Origin of the sequence: Sulfuricurvum sp. RIFOXYD12_FULL_44_77, assembly GCF_001830725.1 — a bacterium.
Classification (GTDB): domain Bacteria; phylum Campylobacterota; class Campylobacteria; order Campylobacterales; family Sulfurimonadaceae; genus Sulfuricurvum; species Sulfuricurvum kujiense_A.
Window position 1 is genome coordinate 1 of sequence record NZ_MIBU01000021.1, and the last position, 21,961, is coordinate 21,961.

Genomic DNA, 21,961 nt, shown 5'->3' on the forward strand with positions numbered 1-21,961 from the left:
GTCTGTAAGCTTTCCTCGGCTATTATGGTGACGATCATATCTTCTTCGCGTACACGAGTGAGTTTGATGATGAAGCCCTGCATTTATGGTTCTACTCTACACATTATTTTTTAATATCTTCATTATTTGCCGTCATTTTAACCTTTTTTAACCTAACAATCAGTAAAATAAGAAAATTTCATCTCCCTTTAAACTACTTATGTTTAAAAAGAGATTAAAAAATAATAATTTGCCGAATTTTATGGTGAAAGGTGACGATTAGAGTGGAATACCAAGACCTATTACGATCATTTAAAGACAACTGCGGATTTGGTTTGATAGCAAATATCAAAAACCGACCTTCGCATGAAAATTTGGAAAATGCGATTATTGCACTAGAGCGGATGATGCACCGTGGAGCGGTTGCGGCGGATGGAAAAACGGGTGACGGAAGCGGTTTGCTTTTATCTCTCCCTCGTGAATTTATGCGCGCTGCTGCAGCTGAGGAGGGGGTAGAACTCCCTAAAATGTATGCCGTCGCGGTAATCTTTACCCAAGATCCGTCTCAGCTATCGGTCTTAAAACGGGTTTGTGCCAACAATGATCTTAAAGTCGTGTTGGAGCGTGTCGTCCCCGTTGATACGAATGCATTGGGTGAACAAGCATTATCAACACTCCCTTCTATCTACCATATTTTTATTACACCTGATTCTTTGATGGCATCACAGCGATTTGATGCGTTGCTCTATCTCAGCCGTAAAGAGATTGAACATGAATTGGTTGAGGATGCCGATTTTTACATCGCGTCGATGTCAACCAGCGTCGTATCGTATAAAGGGCTTATTATGCCTACTCACATTAAAGAGTTTTATACGGATCTTCAAAATGAGAAGTTCAAAATTTCATTTGCCCTTTTTCATCAGCGTTTCTCTACCAATACTCTCCCAAAATGGCGTTTGGCGCAGCCGTTTCGTGCCGTTGCCCACAACGGTGAGATCAATTCGGTCGAAGCGAACCGCTTTAACGTTGCGGTAAAATCGGAATCGATCAAGAGTGAAGTGTTTACGGACGAAGAGATCGCGCGTCTCCTCCCGATCCTCCAGCCGGGCGGATCGGACAGTGCGAGTGCGGATAACTTTTTTGAGTTTTTGATCGTCAACGGTATGGATTTCTTTAAAGCGGCGCGTGCCGTTATCCCTGCACCGTGGCAAAATGCTCCTCATATGGATCCTGAACTTCGTGCTTTCTATGAGTACCATTCGACCGTATTTGAAGCATGGGACGGACCGGCGGCATTTTCACTCACCGACGGACGTTATATCGGATGTGTACTGGATCGTAACGGTCTTCGCCCTTCCAAATACATCATCACCCATGATGATACGCTCCTCATTGCGAGTGAATACGGTGTTATCGATATCCCCGAAGATCAGATCAAAGAGCGCGGACGTTTACAGTCAGGGCAAATGATCGGATTAGACCTAAAATTCGGGAAAATCCTCAAAGACGAAGATATCAATCAATATTTGAAATCGTCTAATCCGTATATGAAATGGCTCAACGAACATATGATCTATCTTCAAGAGCATGTCGATGAGCAGTATATTACCAGTTGTGAATACGACGGTTCCAACCTCATTCAGCGTCAGCGTTTTTACAATATCACTCAAGAGGTGATAGAGCAGGTGATTGAACCGATGATGCGTGATGGGAAAGAGGCGGTCGGATCAATGGGTGATGACACTCCATTGGCGGCGTTCAGTGAAAAACAGCGTCACTTTTCTGATTATTTCAAACAACGTTTTGCTCAAGTAACGAATCCTCCGATTGACCCGATTCGTGAGAAAGTGGTGATGAGTCTCAATACGGGATTCGGTGAAACCCATAATATTTTAGATGAAATCCCCTCTCACGCCAATCGTCTTAAAGCGATCTCACCGATCATTATCCGTGAAAAATTGGAAGTTTTAAAATCGTTCGGAGATAAAAAATCACCGCGCTACCAATCGTTTTACAGCAATAAAGAGTTTTCAACTGCCTATCAAGGGGAGTTAAAAGCGGCTCTCGAGACATTGGTTTCTGACGTCATCAAAGCGGTACGTGAAGAGGGTATCCGTATTGTTATCCTCGATGATAAAGATTTTGATAAAGAGCACAAATCAATCCCTATGGCAATGGCGGTTGGGCGGATCAGTCGTGCATTGTTGGATGCGAAAATCCGTCATTTGGCATCAATCGTTGCGTGTACCTCTGAGGTTATTGACTCCCATGGTGCGGCAACATTGATCGCTTACGGTGCAAGTGCTGTTTATCCTTCTTTATTATTTGCTACGGTTGCTTCGTATATTGAGCAGCACAACAAAGATATTAATTGCTCCGAAGCATTTAAATCGGTTCACCATGCCCTCAACTCGGGTCTCCTTAAAATTATGTCGAAAATGGGGATCGCAACGATTGCGTCGTACCGTAATTCAGGATTGTTCGATGTGATGGGACTAAGCCGTGAAATCGTACATGAGTGTTTCGGTGAATCGCATGCGATGATTCCGGGACTTACCTACGAAGACATTGATGCACGACTTGATCGTAACCATAAAGATGCGTTTGAAGTGGGCGGATTTAATACGATTTTCCCTCTTAAAATCGGGGGATACTATAAATTCTACAATGGACAAGAGCATCATGATTTCAATCCGGATGTGATTCATGCGATCCACCGTGTTGCCAAAACGGGCAAACGTGAAGATTTTGATAAATTGAGTGCCTTGGTTAACGGACGCGGACAAAAATTCATCCGTGATTTCTTCGAATTCAAATCCGATCGTCCAAGCATCGATATTTCAGAAGTAGAATCGAAAGAGGCTATTTTTAAACGCTTTGCATCTGCGGCAATGTCGCTTGGATCTATCTCTCCTGAAGCGCATGAGTGTATCGCCGTTGCGATGAACACCATCGGCGCACAAAGTAACTCGGGTGAAGGGGGAGAAGACGCGGCTCGTTTCGGCACGCTCAAAAACTCTAAAATCAAACAGGTTGCATCGGGACGCTTCGGGGTTACACCGGCGTATCTCCGCTCTGCCGAAGAGATTCAGATCAAAGTAGCCCAAGGGGCAAAACCGGGTGAGGGTGGACAGCTTCCGGGTCATAAAGTAAGCGGACTTATCGCACGGCTACGCTACACGATGCCGGGTGTGACACTTATCTCACCTCCGCCGCACCATGATATCTATTCGATCGAGGATTTGGCACAGCTGATTTTCGATATGAAACAGGTCAATCCGGCTGCCAAAGTGGCGGTTAAACTCGTTTCTGCCGCAGGTGTCGGTACGATTGCCGCAGGTGTTGCCAAAGCATACGCCGATAAAATTATTATCTCCGGTGGAGACGGTGGAACGGGCGCGGCACCGCTCACCTCGATCAAATTTGCGGGAAATCCATGGGAGCTTGGACTCTCAGAAGCCCATAATGCCCTTAAAGTGAATAATTTGCGGGGTCTTGTTCACGTTCAAACCGACGGCGGACTCAAAACAGGTCAAGATATCGTCAAAGCGGCCCTTTTAGGGGCTGAGAGCTATGCCTTCGGGACGGGAGCGCTCACGATCATCGGTTGTAAAATGCTCCGTATCTGTCATGTCAATAAATGTTCCGTCGGTATTGCCACCCAAAACGAAAAACTTCGAAGCGAGCATTTTGAGGGGACGGTTGAGCAGCTGATCAACTACTTCACCTATTTGGCAGAAGACGTACGTAAAATTATGGCGCAGCTCGGTTACAAAACAATGGAAGAGATGGTAGGACGCAGTGACCTGCTTCGTGTTGTTGATACGGAATTTGCACAAAAATTCGATTTTAGTGCGGTATTGCATCGGGAAGAGGGGGTTAATACCTGTCAATCACCTTCTAATGAGCCGTTTGATGACAATGAATTTGAGCAAAAAGTTCTCGCAGAGGTGATGGATTCGATCAAACACCCTGAACGCACTATCCGTATTTCACGTGATATTTGTAATCTTAACCGCAGTTTCGGTGCTAGAATCAGTGGAGAAATTGCCCACTATTACGGGGATAAAGGGCTTAAAGCCGACACGATCCGTATCCAGCTTAAAGGGATTGCGGGTCAAGCATTGGGAGCATTCCTTAATAACGGTGTCTCTATCCATCTTGAGGGTGTCGCGAACGATTACATCGGAAAAGGGATGCACGGCGGTAAGATCGTTATCCGCTCTCAAAATCAGGGTGAAGCATTCGCTGCCGGCGGAAATACATGTCTTTACGGTGCGACGGGAGGTAAACTCTTTATCGCAGGATCGGTCGGTGAGCGTTTCGCGGTACGTAACTCGGGAGCTCTTGCTATCGTTGAGGGGACAGGGGACAACGCGTGTGAGTATATGACAGGCGGTGTTGCCGTGATTCTCGGAAAAACCGGTATCAACTTCGGTGCGGGGATGACAGGCGGATTTGCATTTGTCTATGACAAAGATCACAGTTTTGTTGAAAACGTTAACCGTGAACTCGTCGATGCTCTTCGTATTGATACGGATGACGGGGATGAAGCACGCCATTATCTCAAACGTCTTCTCAAAGAGTATGTTGCCGAAACAGAAAGTGAAATGGGTCAAATGTTACTCAAAAATTTCCGTGTCGAGATCCGAAACTTCTGGCTTGTACGCCCGAAAAACTTAACAAAATTGCCACTCAATCCGGATAAAGGGGACTAAGAAATATGAGAGAATTTTTAACGATTGAGCGCATCGACCCCACGAAACGCCTAGTATTACAGCGTCTAAAAGATTTTAGCGAGATTTATGAACCGATGGGCGGCAGCGATGCTGCCAGCCAAAGTGATCGTTGTATCCAATGCGGCGATCCGTTTTGTTTGAACAAATGTCCGTTGCACAACTATATCCCTCAATGGCTTAAAGCGGTTGCGGAAAAAGATTTGAAATTTGCATTTAACCTCTCCAATGAGCCCTCACCGTTTCCTGAAGTGATGGGGCGTGTTTGTCCTCATGATCGTCTGTGTGAAGGGGATTGTACCCTTAACGACGGTCACGGCGCGATTACGATCGGCGGTATCGAGACTTTTATCAATGAAGAGGGATTCAAGCAGGGACTTAAACCTTATTTTCCGGGGATTACATCGGATAAAAAAGTAGCGATTATCGGTTCAGGCCCTGCGGGACTATCGGCGGCTACCTACTTGCTCCGATCGGGTATTGCGGTAACGATGTATGAGCGCAGTGACCGTGCGGGGGGACTGCTTACCTATGGTATCCCGAACTTTAAACTCGATAAAAAAATCGTTGAACGCCGCGTTAATTTGCTTCTTGAAGCAGGGTTGGAACTTGTCACAAACTGTGAAGTAGGTAAAGATATCGAATTTGACGCTATTGCCGATAAACACGATGCGGTATTTATCGGAATCGGTGCGACTAAAAGTAAAACGGCAAAAATTTCGGGTGAGAATGCATCGAATGTGTATGCTGCTATGGAGTACCTCACCGCGATTCAGCGTAAGAATTTTTCCCTCCCGTATGAGAAAAAATTCGATTTCAAAGACCTTGATGTTGTTGTAATCGGTGGTGGGGACACTGCGATGGACTGTGTCCGCAGTGCAAAACGCGAAGGGGCAAAAAGCGTTACATGTCTCTATCGTCGTGATGCCCATAATATGCCGGGATCGGTCAAAGAGTATAAAAATGCGATTGAAGAGGGGGTTGACTTTACGTTTAATGCCTCTCCGAAAGAGGTCATTTTGAATGACGGCGGCAAAGCGGTCGGTATCCATATGGCTAAAACCGTTTTGGGTGCGAAAGATGAATCGGGTCGCCAAAAAATGGAAGAGGTCAAAGGGGGCGATTTTAACGTCAATGCTGATGTCATCATTATGGCTCTCGGATTTGATCCGTGTGTACCGCCATTTTTGGCTGAAAACGGTATTGCCGTAAACTCTTGGGGCGGAATTATCGTCAATGAGAAACATGAAACGACAACATCGGGAATCTATGCCGGAGGGGACTGCTATCGCGGTGCCGATTTGGTGGTAACCGCAGCGTATGACGGACGCGAAGCGGCACGCTCTATCATTAAATCATTGCTTCGTTAATGAACGGGTTTATTCAAGCCGCCATTCTTGCCTGTCAAGAAGTGGATGCGCTTGTAAAAGAGGGTAACACCTCTTTATTTGTGCTTCATGAGAGAGGTGCGGGGGGAGATATCAGCAACGGGGCTGATTTGCGAACCGAAGCCATCTGTTTTTCTCATCTCTCCCCTTATGGGTCAATATTTTCCGAAGAGAGCGGGTGGATGAGCCCCCAATCGGAAGCAACTATTTTTCTTGACCCGATTGACGGCAGTGATAATTTTCTCTCTCAACTCCCGTATTACGGTGTTTCCATCGCTCGTGTCTGTGGGAATAAAACGACGGAAGCCCTTGTCTGCAATCTTGCAAACGGTGATTTGTTTGTCCGAACTGAGAAGGAATATTACAGAACAACGCTGTCAAATCCTCTGATAAAACACGAAATCAACATCAACCCCTTTGCCAAAATCGGCCTTTTTGAAAAAGCACCCGAGCACCCTGATTTGATAAAAAAATTGATGGCACAAAGACTTAAATTCAGGTCCCCCGGAGCACTGGCTCTCTCGTTGGCGTACGCCCCTTATGTGAAATATGTGCTATTTTTAGGTACAATGCGCCCATACGATATCCAAGCCGGACTCTATTTGAGTGAGCATCTTCACCTCTTTTGTGATGATAGATACCTCCTCATATGTGCGGATAAAGAGCTTTTTGAGCAGATACGTTCGATTGTAGAAAAGGAGTATTTTTGAGTCTATTTAACCTGTTCGGAGACTCCGAAAAGAAAAAACAACCCACTAAGAGTGAGGCACCGTCTCACTGGGTAAAATGCCCTTCGTGCCAGTCACTGATGTATTATAAAGAGATTGAAAAACAAAACCATGTATGTCCAAAATGCGGATTTCACCTTCGTATCGGTGTAAAAGAGAGACTTGCACTTATTTGTGATGAAGGTAGTTTTGTTGAGTTCGATGCAAATCTCCGTCCGGTTGATCCGATTAATTTCGTCGATAAGAAAAGTTATTCGGCGCGTGTCGAAGAGGGGTATGCAAAAAACGGTACCTACTCTTCAGTGGTGAGCGGTGAGTGTACGATCAATGACGTTCCGGCACAGCTTGTTGTGTTTGATTTTAACTTTATGGGTGGATCACTTGGATCGGTTGAGGGTGAAAAAATTGTTCGTGCGGTAAATCGTGCGATAGAGAAGCGGATGGGATTGATTATTGTCAGTGCCAGCGGCGGGGCGCGGATGCAGGAGAGTACCTTCTCTTTGATGCAAATGTCTAAAACCTCTGCGGCTTTGGCAAAATTGGCCACTGCAAAACTTCCGTATATTTCACTCCTTACTGACCCGACAATGGGTGGGGTGAGTGCTTCTTTTGCAACGCTTGGGGATATTATCATCGCCGAACCGGGTGCCTTGGTCGGATTTGCCGGTCAGCGCGTTATTAAACAAACCATCGGCTCAGATCTTCCTGAAGGGTTCCAGAGAGCTGAGTTCTTGCTCGAAAAAGGGTCCATCGATATGATCGTAGAGCGGAGTGAACTCAAAGAGACCTTGAGCGATATGCTCAAACTGCTTCTTCCCTAATGCAGCTATACGCCCTTTGTGACACCGATACACTGCACAAAGGAGGGGTCGATATCCTCTCGTTTGCTGCTCGTGCTAAATCGTTGGGGGCAAGTGTGCTCCAATACCGTAACAAACACTCTGATATTGCTACGATTAAAACAGATTTGATTGCCCTTCGCCATGTGTGGGAAGGTTTTTTAATCATAAACGATCATTACGAGCTCGCCCCATTTTGTGACGGCGTCCATATCGGTCAGGAAGATTTGTATGCGATTGATTCTGATCCTTCTCGTGCCGTAAAAATTTTAAAAATGGCGATCGGTGAGGATAAACTTATCGGACTCTCCACCCACAATGCTGATGAGATTGAAATTGCGAATGGTCTCGATATCAATTACATCGGATTGGGTGCTTTTCGTGCTACGTCAACGAAATCGGAAGCAAAAGTACTCGGAGAGAGCCTTGATGAGATTGCGGCACATTCTAAACACCCCGTCGCCGCTATCGGCGGGGTAAAGCTTGATGATACGTTCCATCACGTTACCTACAGTGTTGTAGGGTCTGGGCTGCTGTGAATATCTCTATTGTTTCGATTGCGAAAAAAGAGCGATCTCTTTATGATCCCCTTTATCAGGATTTGATGAAAATGATCTCCCGTTTTGCCAAAGTGGATGATGTTGAGTTGTTTCCAAAAGAGATTGTAAAGGCCCACACTATCAGCGCCGAGGCTTCTCAAGCGGCCTATTCTAAGCTGCTTTCACCGATGCTGGGTAAAAATTACTCGATTGCGTTGCATCCTGAGGGAAAAAAAATGGATAGTTTTGCATTTAGTAAGCTTATAAGTGATAAAATTTCATTGCAATTTTTTATAGGCGGAGCCTACGGCTTTGAAAAAAGTTTTGTAGATCAATGTGATGTGGCAATAAGTTTATCTGATATGACTATGAGCCATAAAATCGCAAAAGCGGTTCTGTTAGAGCAGATATACCGTGCCTATTCACTGTTAGCAAACCATCCGTACCACAAATGAGGAGCATTGATGAGAGACCATGAGTTGCAGTATTTCGAGGAGATATTGCTGACGCGAAAAGCTCAGATTATCAAAAATCTTACGGGCGTAGAGAGCGAAATGAATCAGTTGCGTGAGATGGAACTCAACGACGAAGGTGACTATGCATCTGCTAGTAATGACAATTTGGTCGAAAATGCGATCGGTTCACAACAGATGCATGAACTCGAAGAGATCGAAGCGGCACTCTATAAAATCAAGTCCAAACAATACGGAATTTGTGAAATGTGTGAAGATGACATCGGTTTTCAACGTTTAAAAGTTAAACCGCATGCAAAATATTGCATCGTTTGTCGTCCTATCGTCGAAAAAAACAAACATTAAGAGGGAGAGTAAATGCAACTAAAACGGTATACCATCGCATCGCTTATTTTGATACTTCTAGTCGCTTCGGCGGTTTATTCTATCGATAACGGATCGATTTCATTTGATTTGTTAGGGATGCATTTTCCAAATTTACCGGTTGCATTTTGGGTGGTCGTCCCTCTCGTTATTATGTACCTTGCCAGTTTGATGCATATGGGGATTTATGCGTTGGTGGGCAACTTCAAACTTCGCCGTTTGAATAAAGACCATGAAAAAATGGTCGATGCGCTCCGTGATTCATTGTTGGGTGTACGTGAGCGTAATTACGTTTACAAAAGTGATGCGTATAAACTGATGGGCAAGTTGATTGACAATGCCCTCGTTTTGCCGTATGAAACGCTTCGTAGTGTCGGAAACGAGAAAATCGACGAAGCACTCCAGCTTATGCGCGATGTTAAAGAGAAGAAAAAAGTAGAAATTAAAAAATTTCACTTGTCGAATACTACTTCTATCGCGATTGAAAATAATTTGAACCGTTTTGAACGGGGTGAAATAGATGCGGATACGATCCTTGCACGCCCTGAGAGTTACGGTGAAATCGTATGTGCTAAAGCATACGAGTCGTATGTTAAAACGGCATCCGTCGGATCAGTGATGAAGTTCAAACATTTTTTTACAAAAGGATCATTGGCTGATTTCGTTCAACGCGTTAATGCGGCAGAAAACGGTATCCAAATTTCGAATGAAGAGTTGGCGACTATTTTTTCTGCACTTAAACTTAGCAGCAACGATTGGGTTGACCTCTCAGCGGCTATGTCGAAAAATATGCTTCCTGAACAGCGTATCCGCTTGTTTGAAATATTAAGTGAAAACAACGACGATGCGATGGAAGGGTACCTTTATACCCTTTATGATTTGCAAATGATTGATACGGCAAACGAAATTCTGAATAACACGGCGCATACTGATTATCAGATTTTCAAAGCGTACCGTGATCTTAAACGTGCCAACAAGCACTACGATATTGCGATCTTTTTACGTCGCAGTTAACATTTTTTGAACGCTATAGGAGTAAAACCCCTATAGCTACGCTTGCCACTATGGCACTGAAGCTTCGCCCTAAAGGGCGAGAATAATCGTCTTACAGGTACATAATGACTCCCAAACTTGACTTTTCTACTCCTATTTATGCCCTTGCCCCATTAGCGGGATACACCGATTTGCCGTTTCGCAATGTCGTCAAAAAATTCGGTGCCGATCTGACGGTGAGTGAGATGATCAGCTCCAATGCCCTCGCATACGGTTCAGCTAAAACGATTCGTATGTTGGAGAGAAGCCCCAATGAAGATCCCTATTCGGTTCAGATTGCCGGAGCGGAAGAGGATATTGTCCGACGTGCCGTAGAGGTGTTAAATACGATCGATGATATTGATATTATTGATCTTAACTGTGGATGCCCCGTCCCTAAGATCGTCTGTCACGGTTCAGGAAGTGCATTATTGAACGATTTACCCCGTATGGCACGTATTATCGAGACGATTAAAAAAACATCGAACAAATCGACCCTCAGTGTCAAAATCCGTTTGGGATTTGAATCGAAAAACCATATCGAAATTGCCAAGCTCGTCGAAAGCTGCGGTGCCGATTTTCTTGCCGTTCACGGACGTACCCGTGCGGGTAAATTCAAAGCCCCTGTTGATTATGACGCGATCGGAGAGATCAAAGCCGCTATCGGTATTCCTGTGATTGCCAACGGTGATATTGACTCCTTTGAGAAGGCGCAATGGGTGCTAGAACATACGAAAGCGGACGGTGTGATGATCGGTCGCGGAGCGGTGGGTGCACCATGGATTTTCCATCAACTCAAAACCGGCAGTGCTACGGTCGATTTGATGGTTAAACACGCAATCATAATGGAGCATTTGGACGGTATGGTGAGCTGTTACGGCGCACGTGGTGTCGTGACGTTCCGTAAACACGTTCATACCTACTCCAAAGGGTACGAGGGGGCATCGGCGCTGCGTGATCTCGTCAACCGCATCGATGATCCTCTCCACTTTCGCGCGGTAGTTGATGAGTTTTTTCTCACCCATCGACAGATCAGTGAGGGATTCAAAGCCTCCGATATGAAATGTGAGTGCTAATGTTTTTTCTCACCACTTAAAGACGTTACGGGGATAGAACATCCTCACGAGTACAACCGCACCCAATAATACACCTATATGACTCCAGTCAAAAGTGCTTCCGACTATCAAAATGGCTAAACAATAGAGTGCCGTTAGCGCTAAAAACCATCCGCTTACTAAAAGAATAAATAAACCTAGGACACGAAATATCGTTCCGAGAGTGTTGCTCATCGTCTCTCCTTTAGTGCTTTTAGTATTGATTCGATCTGTCGGCGATGGATAAAGGTGTGCATATACATAAAGGCGTTCCAGTCGAAATTATTAAACGATCGAAACCAAGGATGGGGTTTAGTCATTGTGGATTGGTGCTTCGGTAATGCGGTAAAAAATATTTTGTACTCATTGATAAAGAGTTTAAAATCTTCCAGTGTGCCTGAACGGTTTTCGAACGGTTTTACCCCCTCTATCGTGACGGCTTCATTAAACTCTCTCTCCTCAGTGAGTGCCGTGATGATCCCCATTACTTTACGCCCCGTGATGCAGAGGTGTTCGATTACCATATTGAGGGAAAATTGGCGTGAGTGATCTTCTATGGCGAAAGTTTTGTCGATAACGACCTGTCGTAAGCGCTCCCCTTCCTCTAACTCCTCCAAGAGGGAGATGATGATACGGGCTTCGCGTTTAAAAAGCCAAAAAGCGACGTGCCATGTAAAAAATGTCCGTACCATCGGAATCAGCAAGAGCCGAATCAGTAAAAACTCTCCTCGCGGTAATCCATCTCCCGGTTTTCCCTGTACCATACGCTAACACCTCATTCAATCAGATAGGTGCATAGTAGTCTCAATTTTCTAAATTAAATCTTAAAATTAGTTTAAATACTCTAATATATAAAATATTATTCGTATATGTACTCTAAATATGGTAGAATTTTCCCATGACAAAGCCAAAAAAGATAACGACTAAAGAGCGGATCAAAAATACCGCAATAGAGCTGTTCAATGCCCAAGATTCCCTCTCTATCACGACCAACCATATCGCTAAAGCGGCGGGAATTTCTGCGGGAAACCTCTATTATCACTACCGCAACAAAGAGGAGATTATCCGAGAAATCTATGCCGAAATGTCGGAGCGCATCGAATCGTTAAAGAGTTTTGAAAAAATGATCACTTCCGACAATCCTCTAAATATATTGGATGAGTCGTTCGATTATTACGGCGATCTGTTTTGGGAATATCGATTTTTAATGCGGGATGCTCCGGTGTTGATGGCACTCGATAGTGAGCTAAAAAGGGCGTTTGTCGCCAATCAGGAGAAGCGTATCAACCAGATAGCAGGGGTCATTAAATTCCTGATCAGTGAAGAGATTCTGCAAAATATTGCCAAAGATGAGATACCTCTGCGCGCTAAGCTCTATTGGTTTGTAACGGCGTATTGGCAAGTGTTTGTTTCGATGGATGGTGACGTGAGTCGTGAGTCGATATGGGAGACGAAAGAGGCGATGTTTAAAATCCATATCGCCCCGTTTTTATCCGAGAAAGGGCGGGGGATGATGGGGATTAATGCTGGTGGTGAAATTCCTGTACCTCTTTGATCTCTTCGGGTGTCGCTTCATGAATATCTAAAACGGTTCCCTCGAAAATGAGATCCATCCCCGCAAGTGGGTGATTTCCATCGAGAGTTGCGTGATCGCCCTCTATTTCACTGACGGTGTAGATGATGACATCCTCAGAATCCTCTTCGAAATATCCGTCCAGTTCCATCCCGACAGTTACTTCTACCGGCAGTTCGCTAAGGGCTTCAGTAACAACCAATGAAGGGTCATAAATTCCGAATGCTTTATCGGCCGATAGCGTCACTTTGAACGACTCTCCGATACTTTTTCCCTCTAGTGCTTCTTCAACCGTTGGGAAGATATGACCGTAGTTACCGTGGAGGTAAACAAGAGATTCCTCTTCTTCGTGGAGGAGGTTTCCTTCGGTGTCGTTGATGTGGTAGTCGATAGTGACGATGCAGTCTTTTTTGATGGTCATAGTTATTCCTTAGGGTAGCGGTATGAGAATAGGGTTAAACGCTTTGGTTGAAATTATAGCGCGTCCTCCCACACATAGCTCTGAAGCTTCGGCAGAGCTGAGGACGGTGCGAACGACGGAGGAGCCTACGAGCAGTGTTACGATGATGGCAGGGAAGTCCTCTTCGATTTTGAGCACCTCTCCGATCAACTGAAGTTTACCGCTGAGGGTTTGGGGTGAGAAAAACTCCATCGGTGGGCAGAGTCGCTCTATCCGTCCCGAAACCACCGACGCGAGACGGTCGGAGAGTTTGACGGTTTCGGCGATATCGTGGCTTACGAGCAGGGTCGTCACCCCTAAGCGGGAGTGGATCAGGGAGAGTTCATCTTGGAGCTTTGTCCGCATAGCGGGATCGAGTGCCGAGAGGGGCTCATCGAGGAGCAGTATTTTCGGATGACGCACCAGCGCACGGGCGAGGGCAACACGCTGTTTTTGTCCCCCTGAGAGGGTTGCGGGGAGACGGTCGGAGAGCTGTGAGAGTTCGACGAGATCAATCAGCTTATCCACGGTTCGACGCTGCGCTGGATTCTCGGCGGCGAAGAGAAGGTTTTCACGGACACTCATCGTCGGAAAAAGGGCGTAGTCTTGGAAGACAAAACCGATACTCCGTTTTTGGGGCGGGAGATTGATACGGCGTTCCGAATCAAACCATACTTCACCGTCCACGTCGATCACTCCGCTGTTGGGTTTTTCGAGACCCGCGATCATGCGTAGCAGAGTTGTCTTTCCTGCTCCCGAAGAACCAAACAGGGTAAGAAACTCGCCGTCGGTGATACTTAGCTCATAATGGGCTTCTAACACCCCCTCGGCGGTATCGAGATGCTTTTTGATATTGACCGTTATCATCGAATCTCCCCGAGTGATTTTTTATTGAGGGTGTAGACGAGGAGCAAGATGGCAAAGGTGACGACAAAGAGGGTGAGGGCATACTGATGCGCTAAGGCATAGTTGAGCGATTCGACTTCGTCATAGATGGCGATGGAGGCGACACGGGTTTCATCGGGGATATTTCCCCCGATCATCAATATCACCCCGAACTCTCCGACGGTGTGGGCGAAGGCGAGGACGATCCCTGAGATCACTCCGTGACGGATACTCGGAAGAATCACCCGCATCATTGTCTGTAGTTTCGATTTTCCGAGGGTATACGAGGCTTCGAAGATCGTCTTTGGAACCCCTGAGAGCGCCGATTGGATCGGATGAACCATAAACGGGAGGCTAAAGAGGACGGAGCCGATCACCAACCCCTCGAAACTAAACGCTAAGCGGATTCCGTGTTCGGTCAAAAAACTCCCGATGGCGGAAGCGGGGCTGAACGCGAGGAGGAGATAAAAGCCTAGTACGGAGGGAGGCAATACGAGGGGCATGCTCACGATCGTTTCGATAATGCTTTTGAACCGCATTTTGGAGAAGACCAAAAACGATGCGAGGGGAATCCCGATGATAAGGAGGATCACGGTGGTAACGGCGGCGAGTTTAAAGGTGAGCACCATCGTACTGATGAATTCAGATTCCATTAGTGCCTCTCAATAGAGATATTTCAGAGGGTTGTACCATCCAGCATATTTCATCATCTTCACGTATCGTGAGGGTATTAAACATTAATGTAGGGACTAACGCAATGAGGTTCATCTCATGATAGGTGAGGGTGATTTGGGAGAGGACGCTCCCTTGCTCGATTTTGCTGACTACGGCGCGCTGAATATTGGCAGTCGTAGCAGTGGGGGTTGAGGCGAGGATCACTTCGGTCTCTTTGAATGCCAACATCAGAGGCTCTCCTATCGCATCATGACACTGTTCAGCGAGTAGGAGGTAAAAGTTATCCTCCCCCACGGCAACGGTGAGGATACTGAGGTGCTTGGAGGCGGTGATGGCGGTTAGGGTTGCGGGGAGGGTGTTCATTCTAAATAATCTTCTTTTTCTTCAATAAGTTTTTGTAGTTCTTCTTTACTTGGTAAAACGGTTAAATATCGACTAGCAAAAATTTGTTGGTTTTCTTCCGGTAAAGTTAATTCAACGAGTGTGTCGCTTTTTTGTTTGCATAAAATAATCCCGATTGTTTTATTTTCATCTTCTGATTTCTCAAATCTGTCAAAATAATTGACATACATCATCATCTGTCCGATGTCTTGATGTTTTAATTCTCCGATTTTCAAATCAATGATGACGAAACACTTTAAAATCCGATTGTAGAAGACGAGATCAACGTAAAAATGTTTTTCTTCGAGAGTAATCCGCTTTTGACGTGCAACAAAAGTAAAACCTTTTCCAAGCTCAAGTAAAAAGTGCTCCAGTTTTTCGATTAATCTTTTTTCTAATTCAGATTCGCTGTAGTGTTGGAGGATTGGTAACCCGATGAACTCTAAGATGTAGGGATCTTTGATTGTATCTTCGGGTTGTTCAATGATATGTCCATGCGTTGAGAGCTTATGAATTGCATTTTGATTTAGACTGAGGCGTAGTCGTTCATATAAACCACTGTCGTATTGTCGTTTGAATTCTCTAAGACTCCATCGGTTTTCACTTGCCTCGATTTCATAAAAGGCTCTCTCTTCAATATTCGTTATTTTCATCAAAAAGAGATAGTGTGACCAGCTGAGGTTGAATTTACGAGACAGTGTCTCATATTTTGAATAGGTAAGATAAAACAGTCTCATATTTTGGAGATTATCGACTGAAAATCCCCGTCCAAATTTTTCACTTAGCTGTTTTGATAGCTCTTTTAGCAGGTGCTTACCGTATTGTGCACGCTCGCTTCCCTCTTGCTCTTCTTCAATAATTTTTCGTCCGATTTCAAAATAGGTCACTACCATCGTGGTATTAATATGACCTAAAACTTCTCGGCGAGCATTCTCTAAAAGAGAGATAACGGAATCAAAAAATGGAATATTAGATGTCGGTTTCATTATTTAGATTTCATCTTTTCAATAATAGATGTTATTTTTTCAAGTTGATCGAGACCTATGTTCTTATCTCCGCTTTTGTCGCCGTAGATACTGTGGACGGGGTTATCGAAGATTTTATCTAGTGATGATTTAAGCGATTCATGTAAATCTTCTTTTGTTAAATGAAGTTCATTGATTAGTTGAGAATAGTTGTTGAAGAGGGTAATCGCAGATATTCTTCTAAATTCATATTCTTCATGAAGCTTATTAAGTTTTGTATATTCGTTTACATTGAATCCGAACATAGCAAACCAAGGAATATTAAGAGAAAAAGCAACTAAAAAATGTTGCCAAAATTCAATATTTTGGATGTTGAGTTTTTCTTGAATCAAAGGTATCCAAAGTAAAATATTTGTCAAAAATATTGCAACAATAAATAGATTCATATTCCGAAAAGGAAGATCTTTGTCTTTTTTTAGAATTTTGCATTTTTCTTCAAGCTGAATTGCTAATTCAACTGAGATTTCTTTATCGCGTAATTTTTCAAGAGTTGAAATAAGTTCGAGTGCTTTTTGCTCTGATTTAGTTGCAATTTTTTGAATATTTTCATAAATTTCAGTAGATTTCTCTTCCCTTCCTTTTGTTATTGATTCTAACCTTTCAATCTCATTGAATCTATTTTGTGCTTCTTCAATAAGTATGTCAGGTTTTTTTTCTAAGGTTTCAATTCTTTGATATATTTCTTGTAGTTCATTAGTTTTAGTTTTTGAATCAATAGGAGTAAATTCTTTTTTCATTGCATTAATTATATCTCCCATATATGCATATACTTTAGTATTATGAATAACAAAGTTATTCAATCTTTGTTGGGTCGCATTATCAAGAAATGTTTCAATCGAAATTTTGTACGAAGAAAAAAGATTTTCAAAATTTAATAATCCTTCTTGATTATTTAGGGTTGAGATAAATGTAAAATCAGCAGTTCTGAAATAATTTAATACAGATCGAATTTCTTTGAATTGATTTTCATCTAATTTGAAATCGACTAATTTTTTTTGAAAAACTTCGGCTTTGTCTTTTATATATTGGATGTCATTTAATATTTTTTGAGCTAATTCGTCATTCGTCATCCATTTTCCTTTTTCAAGACAGTATTCATATTATAGCGGTTCTATTTTCACTTTGATATCGGCAGGTTGTGCGCTGTAGGGCGAGGAGGTGACGATCATATCGACTCCGCTGCCGGCATACTCGGCGATGTTTTTGGCACTGATTCCCCCCGTGGCGATCAACGTGATATGGGGGTAGTCGGCACGCAAGATTTGGACGGCATCGGCGAGTTTGGTGAGGGGAAGTTTCTCTAACTGGAGGATGTCCGCTCCAAGACGGGCAAATTTGAGTGCTTCGGCAATGTCAGAGGCTTCGATGACGATTTTTTTCTCAGGGTTCGCTTTTTTAGCTTTGCACATGGCTTCGCTAAATGCCTCTTCTGCAGGGAAGAAAACACGGTGATAATCGAAGATTAGGATGCTCTCGGATAGTCCAAGACGATGGGCTACCCCACCTCCCGATTCGACCGCTTTGATGGCGATTTTTTTCGTAAACGGGGTCGTTTTGCGGGTGGTGGCGACCACTATATCAGGATTGATACTACGAGCCAAGAGTACCGCTTCGCGGGTGTAGGTGGAAATTCCGCTCGCGTAATCGAGGAGGTTTTGGACGCTTTTCCAGATGCGGTGGATAGTGCCTGCTTCGCCGTGGGCTTCGAGAAAAACACTTTTTGGCGGAACCAAAGTTCCCGATTTTACAAAGCCGTCGATTTCCAAACCATAGAGTCCGCACAATCGTACCGATTCTTCGGTGCACGAGACGACGAGAGGGCGTTCGCGGGTCGAGAAGGTGATGCGGGCGCGTTGGTCACTGATCCCTAACGATGCGGTCGTGAGATCGCCGTAAGGGACGTCTTCGCTTAGCAGTGTTTCCAGTTCAGAATCGTTAAGGGTAATCATAGGGATGTTTCCCAACCGATAAATGCCCAGTTAACGGCACGGGGAGGGCGGTTTTGTCCCACGATGATGTCACGGTAATACTCTCGTGCTTTACTCCGTTGTTCCTCTTCGAGGCTTCCGATGCTCCAAATCAGCGATTCGACGAACTCCTCTTCACTCCCGCTACGGACACTGCCCCGTCCTGTTTCGATGTAATCGACACGGGGAAGGAACCCTTGGGCGTAGAGGATGATCGGGATATACCAGTAATCAGGTTTCGTTTTGACCTTTTTGCCGATGAAATCGAGGATATTCATATCGACGAAACTTCCCCCGACCTTGTAGGTGAGATAGCACGCTTTTGATGCATGAGCCGACATTTTAGCCAGCGCCGCTTCGACATCAGATACCTCCATTGAGCGTGATGCGACGGCGATGTCAATTTGCGGCAAGTGGCTCCAGTCATCGTCCCAACCGATATGATATGTTTTAATATTAGTAACCCCTTCGCGCGCGGCGTAGGCACGAAGCTCTTCGAGCATTTGGGCGGAGAAGTCGATGGCGATCACCTCTTTGACTCTTTTCGCCAACGGGATTGTGAGTGCCCCAGGCCCGCATCCGATATCGAGGATTACTTCATCTCCGGTGATGTTCATACGGGAGATAAAATCCTCCACGTAGGGGCTGTTGATAGTAGAAAGTGCCATATCGGCAGACTTCTCATCCCAGTCGCTGCTCGTTTTTGCTTTGAAATCGGTGGTCGCTTTATGCTCTTTGTACATCGCGGGAAAGTTTATCGGTTCAAGAAACATTAATAGTCCTTTTTGATCCTTTATTATATCTAAAACGATCCATTACCTGAATACTTAGTATGGGCATTTTTTACTCGGTTTGGCGTATTTTGGATTATTGACGAAGGTCATATCGCTGAGGGTATCGATGAAAGCAACAAGCTCAGTCATCTCTTGATGACTCAATGTTTGATTGGTTTTCAAATCATGTTTTTGGATCGATTCGGCAAGTGTTTTAGCACTCCCGTCATGCCAGTACGGAGAGGTCAATGCGGCATTTCTCAAACTCGGTGTACGGAAGATGTTTTTATCTTTGGGGTTTCCGGTGACATCGGATAGGCCGTAATCTGTGGTTTTCTGCTCTGTATTTTGCTCTCGTGGCTGAACCTGATGAAAAGCATCATCGCTGAAAAGAGGTGCTGTGTGGCACGTGTTGCATTTTGCCGCTCCAAAAAACAGGTTTTTTCCTCTTTGAGCATTTTTGGTCGGTAAAGAAGTCCCTTTTTCCATCATTTGATCATAGAGAGATTGATTTGAAATGAATGTTTTTTGAAAGCTCTCCAAGGCTCTGGAAACAGTACCGAAATGGATTGAGCCTTTTTCTTTTGGGAATGCGAGTAAAAAGAGTTTTTGATAACAGCCGTTTTGACCTAAGCGTTTTCTTATTTGATCCTCGTGGCCGTTCATCCCCATCTCGACAGGGTTGGTTCCGCGAATCGGCATTAGGGATTGTTCTGCCAAACCACTGAGATGATTATGCGCCCATGTGAGGTTTTTAAACTGACCTATGTTTGCCAGCCCGGGGACATTTCGTTTTCCGGGATCGTCCAATGCACCGGGATGGGCTTGGTTGCCATCGGCAAAGGAGCGTCTTTGTTCATGACAGGTTGCGCACGACATCGTGCCATTGATCGAGAGGTCGGCATCATAAAATAAACGGCGACCTAGTTCGATTTGGGCTTTGTGCTCTGCGGTATCTTGTGCTGATTGCGCCTGTAGCGCAGGTTGCGCTACGAGTAAGTAGATCCCGATGGTAAGAATATATTTTATCATGGCAATAGCACTCATTTGAGTTTAGTGACCAAGAGGGCACTCTTCGTATCGGCTCCTGCGGAGAGCTGGAGGGTATAGGTACCCTCATCAAGGTTGTAATCCACCATTTTTCGTATACCGGAATTTTCAGAACCTTGTGCGTGTGCTACAGAGGGTGCAGGTTTTCCGTCCTTGATCAAATCAATCCAAGATGCGTTAGCGAGTACAACGCGATAAAGTCCCTTCTCTTTGAGGGTGATTTGAAAGAGACCGCCGTAACTCACTGTCCCGCCTTCATTGGTTGGTCGGGCGACGTATTGGATTTTCGGAGTCGGGACTAAACCGACAAGCGATGCGGTATTGAGTGTGAGAGTTGCGTTTGGGAGCTCTTGGGGATTTTTGGCTGAACCCATATAGGAGAGAGCTTTCCACGCTGAGAGTTCACTTGGCAGAACCGCCTCTTTGGCGAATAAGGTTGTTGCCAACAATAGAATGAGTAATCCGTTTTTCATGGTAATTCCTTGGTTTGTATTTGGGTGGTTTGTGAGCTGTGAGATTGCGTGTTCGGAAAAAAGAGCGGTATATCTTCAAACCCCTCAATCCGAAAATCTTTCACCAGCTTCTGTGTTGATTCCGACGTCAAAAAGTTGAGCAGCTTCAAACTTTTTTCATATCGCTCCTGAGTGATTTTTGAGGGAGTTCCTACTGCCGCCAGATAGGGGCGTCTGAGTTTCGGATCATCGAAAATAAACCCTTTGATCCGTGGATGGTGCTGTTTTTGAATCACAAAGGGGATGACACCATAGAGGGTATAGCCGTTTTTCTCGACGACATCGTTCATGAACCCCCTTTTTTTAGCGGTAAAAATGAGGTTCGGCTCCTCCGGCTCAAAGGAGTAGGCATGTGCCAATTCCCCGTATACCTCAAACGTTCCGCCGCTGGCATGGATGAAAAAAGGGGCTTTTGAGCGCTCGATTTTTGACAATGCCGAGGATAGGGGTTCTTTTTCTGTTAGGTTTGCCGGATTGGTGTCGGCACCGATAATCATTTGGGCGTTGTGCGCCCACGGTGTGAGCTTTTCGACATACCCCTCCGAAGCGAGCTCCACCATCGTATCGCTGGAGTGCATGGTGATCAAATCGACCGGATGGGATCTGGTATACGCATCCAGTTCATGTTTGGTGCCGGTGATAACGACTTCGAGCGGAATATGGTGGGTCGATTCAAACGATTCGGCCACTTTTTGCCACAACCCGCTCATCGTCATCCCGCCGATGACGGCAACCCGAATAGGTTGCTCGGAAGCGGATAGGGTGATGGTCGCGATCAACCAAAACGTTACCGCTGTGAGGAGGTTACGCATTAGAACGTATACCCGATGTTGGCGAAAAACTCACGTCCCGCCATCGGGAAGCCCAGATCATAAGCATAGAGTTTGTCGGTGAGATTTTTGACCCCCACTTCGGCGGTGATCGCATCGGTCGCTTTGTAAATCGCTTTGAGATCGAACGTGGTAAATGTCGGGTTTATGACGTAGGTTTTATCGGCTTTTTGCTCATACGAGCCTTTGCGGAATTTCATGTTTCCATAGAGTGAAAAACCGCCTCCGAGTTCCCTCTGGGCGAAAGCAAAGAGTTGATGTTTGGGGACATCGACACGTTTGACGCTCTCATCGGTACGGTTTTTGACCGAGATGTAGGTGTAGTTACCGCCGGTCTCAAAGGTATCGGTTTTGTAATTTAGCTCCGTTTCGATACCGCGATGATCGAAACTTCCGACGTTCTGGTTTTGGAGATAGGCGGGATTGGGTGCGTATACGACGCTTTGGATCGCATCATCCACGCGGGTGAAAAAACCGTTGATACGGGCAGAGAGTTCGCCGCGCTGTTGCTGGTAGCTGAGTTCGTAGTGGGTGGCGACTTCGTTTTTGAGATCGACGTTCGGTACTGCACTATTCAACCTACGAGAATAGCGGTCTTTCATAGAGGGCATATAGGTTTTTTGCGATACGCTGGCACGGATTTTGGAATGTGCATCGGGAGCATAGATCAATGCCGCCTG

At 45.1% G+C, this 21,961-nt stretch carries 24 protein-coding genes and 1 pseudogene; 10 read left to right on the forward strand and 15 right to left on the reverse strand.

Annotation, left to right across the window (positions count from 1 at the left end; genetic code table 11):
* Positions 1–83, reverse strand: a pseudogene (locus A2517_RS00870) (recombination protein RecO); the annotation flags it as partial.
* A gap of 180 nt (positions 84–263) precedes the next feature.
* Here A2517_RS00870 and gltB point away from each other — a divergent pair.
* From gltB to A2517_RS00915, 9 genes are all read left to right on the forward strand, one after another.
* A complete protein-coding gene (gltB, locus tag A2517_RS00875) occupies positions 264–4,697 on the forward strand; it encodes a glutamate synthase large subunit (protein ID WP_294893478.1) in 4,434 nt (1,477 codons plus the stop codon).
* A 5-nt stretch (positions 4,698–4,702) separates the two neighbouring features.
* Positions 4,703–6,085 carry a glutamate synthase subunit beta gene (locus tag A2517_RS00880; RefSeq protein WP_294893479.1) on the forward strand — a complete coding sequence of 461 codons (1,383 nt, stop codon included), beginning with the start codon at positions 4,703–4,705 and terminating at the stop codon, positions 6,083–6,085.
* Positions 6,085–6,813: an inositol monophosphatase family protein gene (locus A2517_RS00885; RefSeq protein ID WP_294893480.1), complete on the forward strand. Its 729-nt coding sequence runs from the start codon at positions 6,085–6,087 to the stop codon at positions 6,811–6,813. The genes A2517_RS00880 and A2517_RS00885 overlap by 1 nt, the downstream gene beginning before the upstream one ends.
* A complete protein-coding gene (accD, locus tag A2517_RS00890; RefSeq protein ID WP_294893481.1) occupies positions 6,810–7,652 on the forward strand; it encodes an acetyl-CoA carboxylase, carboxyltransferase subunit beta in 843 nt (280 codons plus the stop codon). The genes A2517_RS00885 and accD overlap by 4 nt, the downstream gene beginning before the upstream one ends.
* Positions 7,652–8,209, forward strand: coding sequence for a thiamine phosphate synthase (locus A2517_RS00895; RefSeq protein ID WP_294893482.1), 558 nt, complete (start codon positions 7,652–7,654; stop codon positions 8,207–8,209). The genes accD and A2517_RS00895 overlap by 1 nt, the downstream gene beginning before the upstream one ends.
* The gene (locus A2517_RS00900) at positions 8,206–8,664 is read left to right on the forward strand and encodes a 23S rRNA (pseudouridine(1915)-N(3))-methyltransferase RlmH (protein ID WP_294893483.1); all 459 of its coding nucleotides are present in this window, start codon (positions 8,206–8,208) and stop codon (positions 8,662–8,664) included. Before A2517_RS00895 ends, A2517_RS00900 begins: the two co-directional genes overlap by 4 nt.
* Before the next feature lie 9 nt (positions 8,665–8,673).
* Positions 8,674–9,027: an RNA polymerase-binding protein DksA gene (gene dksA, locus A2517_RS00905; protein WP_294893484.1), complete on the forward strand. Its 354-nt coding sequence runs from the start codon at positions 8,674–8,676 to the stop codon at positions 9,025–9,027.
* Positions 9,028–9,039: 12 nt separating this feature from the next.
* The gene (locus A2517_RS00910) at positions 9,040–10,059 is read left to right on the forward strand and encodes a hypothetical protein (protein WP_294893485.1); all 1,020 of its coding nucleotides are present in this window, start codon (positions 9,040–9,042) and stop codon (positions 10,057–10,059) included.
* Positions 10,060–10,163: 104 nt separating this feature from the next.
* Positions 10,164–11,153: a tRNA-dihydrouridine synthase gene (locus A2517_RS00915; RefSeq protein WP_294893486.1), complete on the forward strand. Its 990-nt coding sequence runs from the start codon at positions 10,164–10,166 to the stop codon at positions 11,151–11,153.
* A 9-nt stretch (positions 11,154–11,162) separates the two neighbouring features.
* On the opposite strand, the gene A2517_RS00920 is transcribed toward A2517_RS00915, so the two are convergent.
* The gene (locus A2517_RS00920) at positions 11,163–11,366 is read right to left on the reverse strand and encodes a hypothetical protein (protein ID WP_294893487.1); all 204 of its coding nucleotides are present in this window, start codon (positions 11,364–11,366) and stop codon (positions 11,163–11,165) included.
* A complete protein-coding gene (locus A2517_RS00925) occupies positions 11,363–11,935 on the reverse strand; it encodes a hypothetical protein (protein ID WP_294893488.1) in 573 nt (190 codons plus the stop codon). Before A2517_RS00925 ends, A2517_RS00920 begins: the two co-directional genes overlap by 4 nt.
* Positions 11,936–12,069: 134 nt before the next feature.
* Here A2517_RS00925 and A2517_RS00930 point away from each other — a divergent pair, with 134 nt between their 5' ends.
* Entirely contained in the window at positions 12,070–12,726 is a 657-nt protein-coding gene (locus A2517_RS00930) for a TetR/AcrR family transcriptional regulator (protein ID WP_294893489.1), read from the forward strand.
* On the opposite strand, the gene A2517_RS00935 is transcribed toward A2517_RS00930, so the two are convergent.
* The 12 genes from A2517_RS00935 to A2517_RS00990 form a co-directional block, all read right to left on the reverse strand.
* The gene (locus A2517_RS00935) at positions 12,692–13,165 is read right to left on the reverse strand and encodes a peptidylprolyl isomerase (protein WP_294893490.1); all 474 of its coding nucleotides are present in this window, start codon (positions 13,163–13,165) and stop codon (positions 12,692–12,694) included. The genes A2517_RS00930 and A2517_RS00935 overlap by 35 nt on opposite strands.
* 9 nt (positions 13,166–13,174) lie before the next feature.
* The gene (locus tag A2517_RS00940) at positions 13,175–14,050 is read right to left on the reverse strand and encodes a sulfate/molybdate ABC transporter ATP-binding protein (protein ID WP_294893491.1); all 876 of its coding nucleotides are present in this window, start codon (positions 14,048–14,050) and stop codon (positions 13,175–13,177) included.
* Entirely contained in the window at positions 14,047–14,721 is a 675-nt protein-coding gene (gene modB, locus A2517_RS00945) for a molybdate ABC transporter permease subunit (protein WP_294893492.1), read from the reverse strand. Before modB ends, A2517_RS00940 begins: the two co-directional genes overlap by 4 nt.
* Positions 14,711–15,106, reverse strand: coding sequence for a hypothetical protein (locus tag A2517_RS00950; RefSeq protein WP_294893493.1), 396 nt, complete (start codon positions 15,104–15,106; stop codon positions 14,711–14,713). The genes modB and A2517_RS00950 overlap by 11 nt, the downstream gene beginning before the upstream one ends.
* The gene (locus A2517_RS00955) at positions 15,103–16,110 is read right to left on the reverse strand and encodes a PDDEXK nuclease domain-containing protein (RefSeq protein WP_294893494.1); all 1,008 of its coding nucleotides are present in this window, start codon (positions 16,108–16,110) and stop codon (positions 15,103–15,105) included. The genes A2517_RS00950 and A2517_RS00955 overlap by 4 nt, the downstream gene beginning before the upstream one ends.
* Positions 16,110–17,219 carry a hypothetical protein gene (locus A2517_RS00960; protein ID WP_294893495.1) on the reverse strand — a complete coding sequence of 370 codons (1,110 nt, stop codon included), beginning with the start codon at positions 17,217–17,219 and terminating at the stop codon, positions 16,110–16,112. Before A2517_RS00960 ends, A2517_RS00955 begins: the two co-directional genes overlap by 1 nt.
* A 30-nt stretch (positions 17,220–17,249) precedes the next feature.
* Positions 17,250–18,098 carry a ModD protein gene (modD, locus tag A2517_RS00965; protein ID WP_294893496.1) on the reverse strand — a complete coding sequence of 283 codons (849 nt, stop codon included), beginning with the start codon at positions 18,096–18,098 and terminating at the stop codon, positions 17,250–17,252.
* Positions 18,095–18,889: a class I SAM-dependent methyltransferase gene (locus tag A2517_RS00970; protein ID WP_294893497.1), complete on the reverse strand. Its 795-nt coding sequence runs from the start codon at positions 18,887–18,889 to the stop codon at positions 18,095–18,097. Before A2517_RS00970 ends, modD begins: the two co-directional genes overlap by 4 nt.
* A gap of 54 nt (positions 18,890–18,943) precedes the next feature.
* Positions 18,944–19,921, reverse strand: a complete 978-nt coding sequence (locus A2517_RS00975) for a cytochrome c peroxidase (RefSeq protein WP_294893498.1) — start codon at positions 19,919–19,921, stop codon at positions 18,944–18,946.
* Between the two features lie 11 nt (positions 19,922–19,932).
* Entirely contained in the window at positions 19,933–20,412 is a 480-nt protein-coding gene (locus A2517_RS00980; protein ID WP_294893499.1) for a hypothetical protein, read from the reverse strand.
* A complete protein-coding gene (locus A2517_RS00985; RefSeq protein ID WP_294893500.1) occupies positions 20,409–21,263 on the reverse strand; it encodes a hypothetical protein in 855 nt (284 codons plus the stop codon). The genes A2517_RS00980 and A2517_RS00985 overlap by 4 nt, the downstream gene beginning before the upstream one ends.
* On the reverse strand, positions 21,263–21,961 hold a 699-nt coding region (locus A2517_RS00990; protein ID WP_294893501.1), incomplete at its 5' end, for a TonB-dependent receptor. The genes A2517_RS00990 and A2517_RS00985, both read right to left, overlap by 1 nt.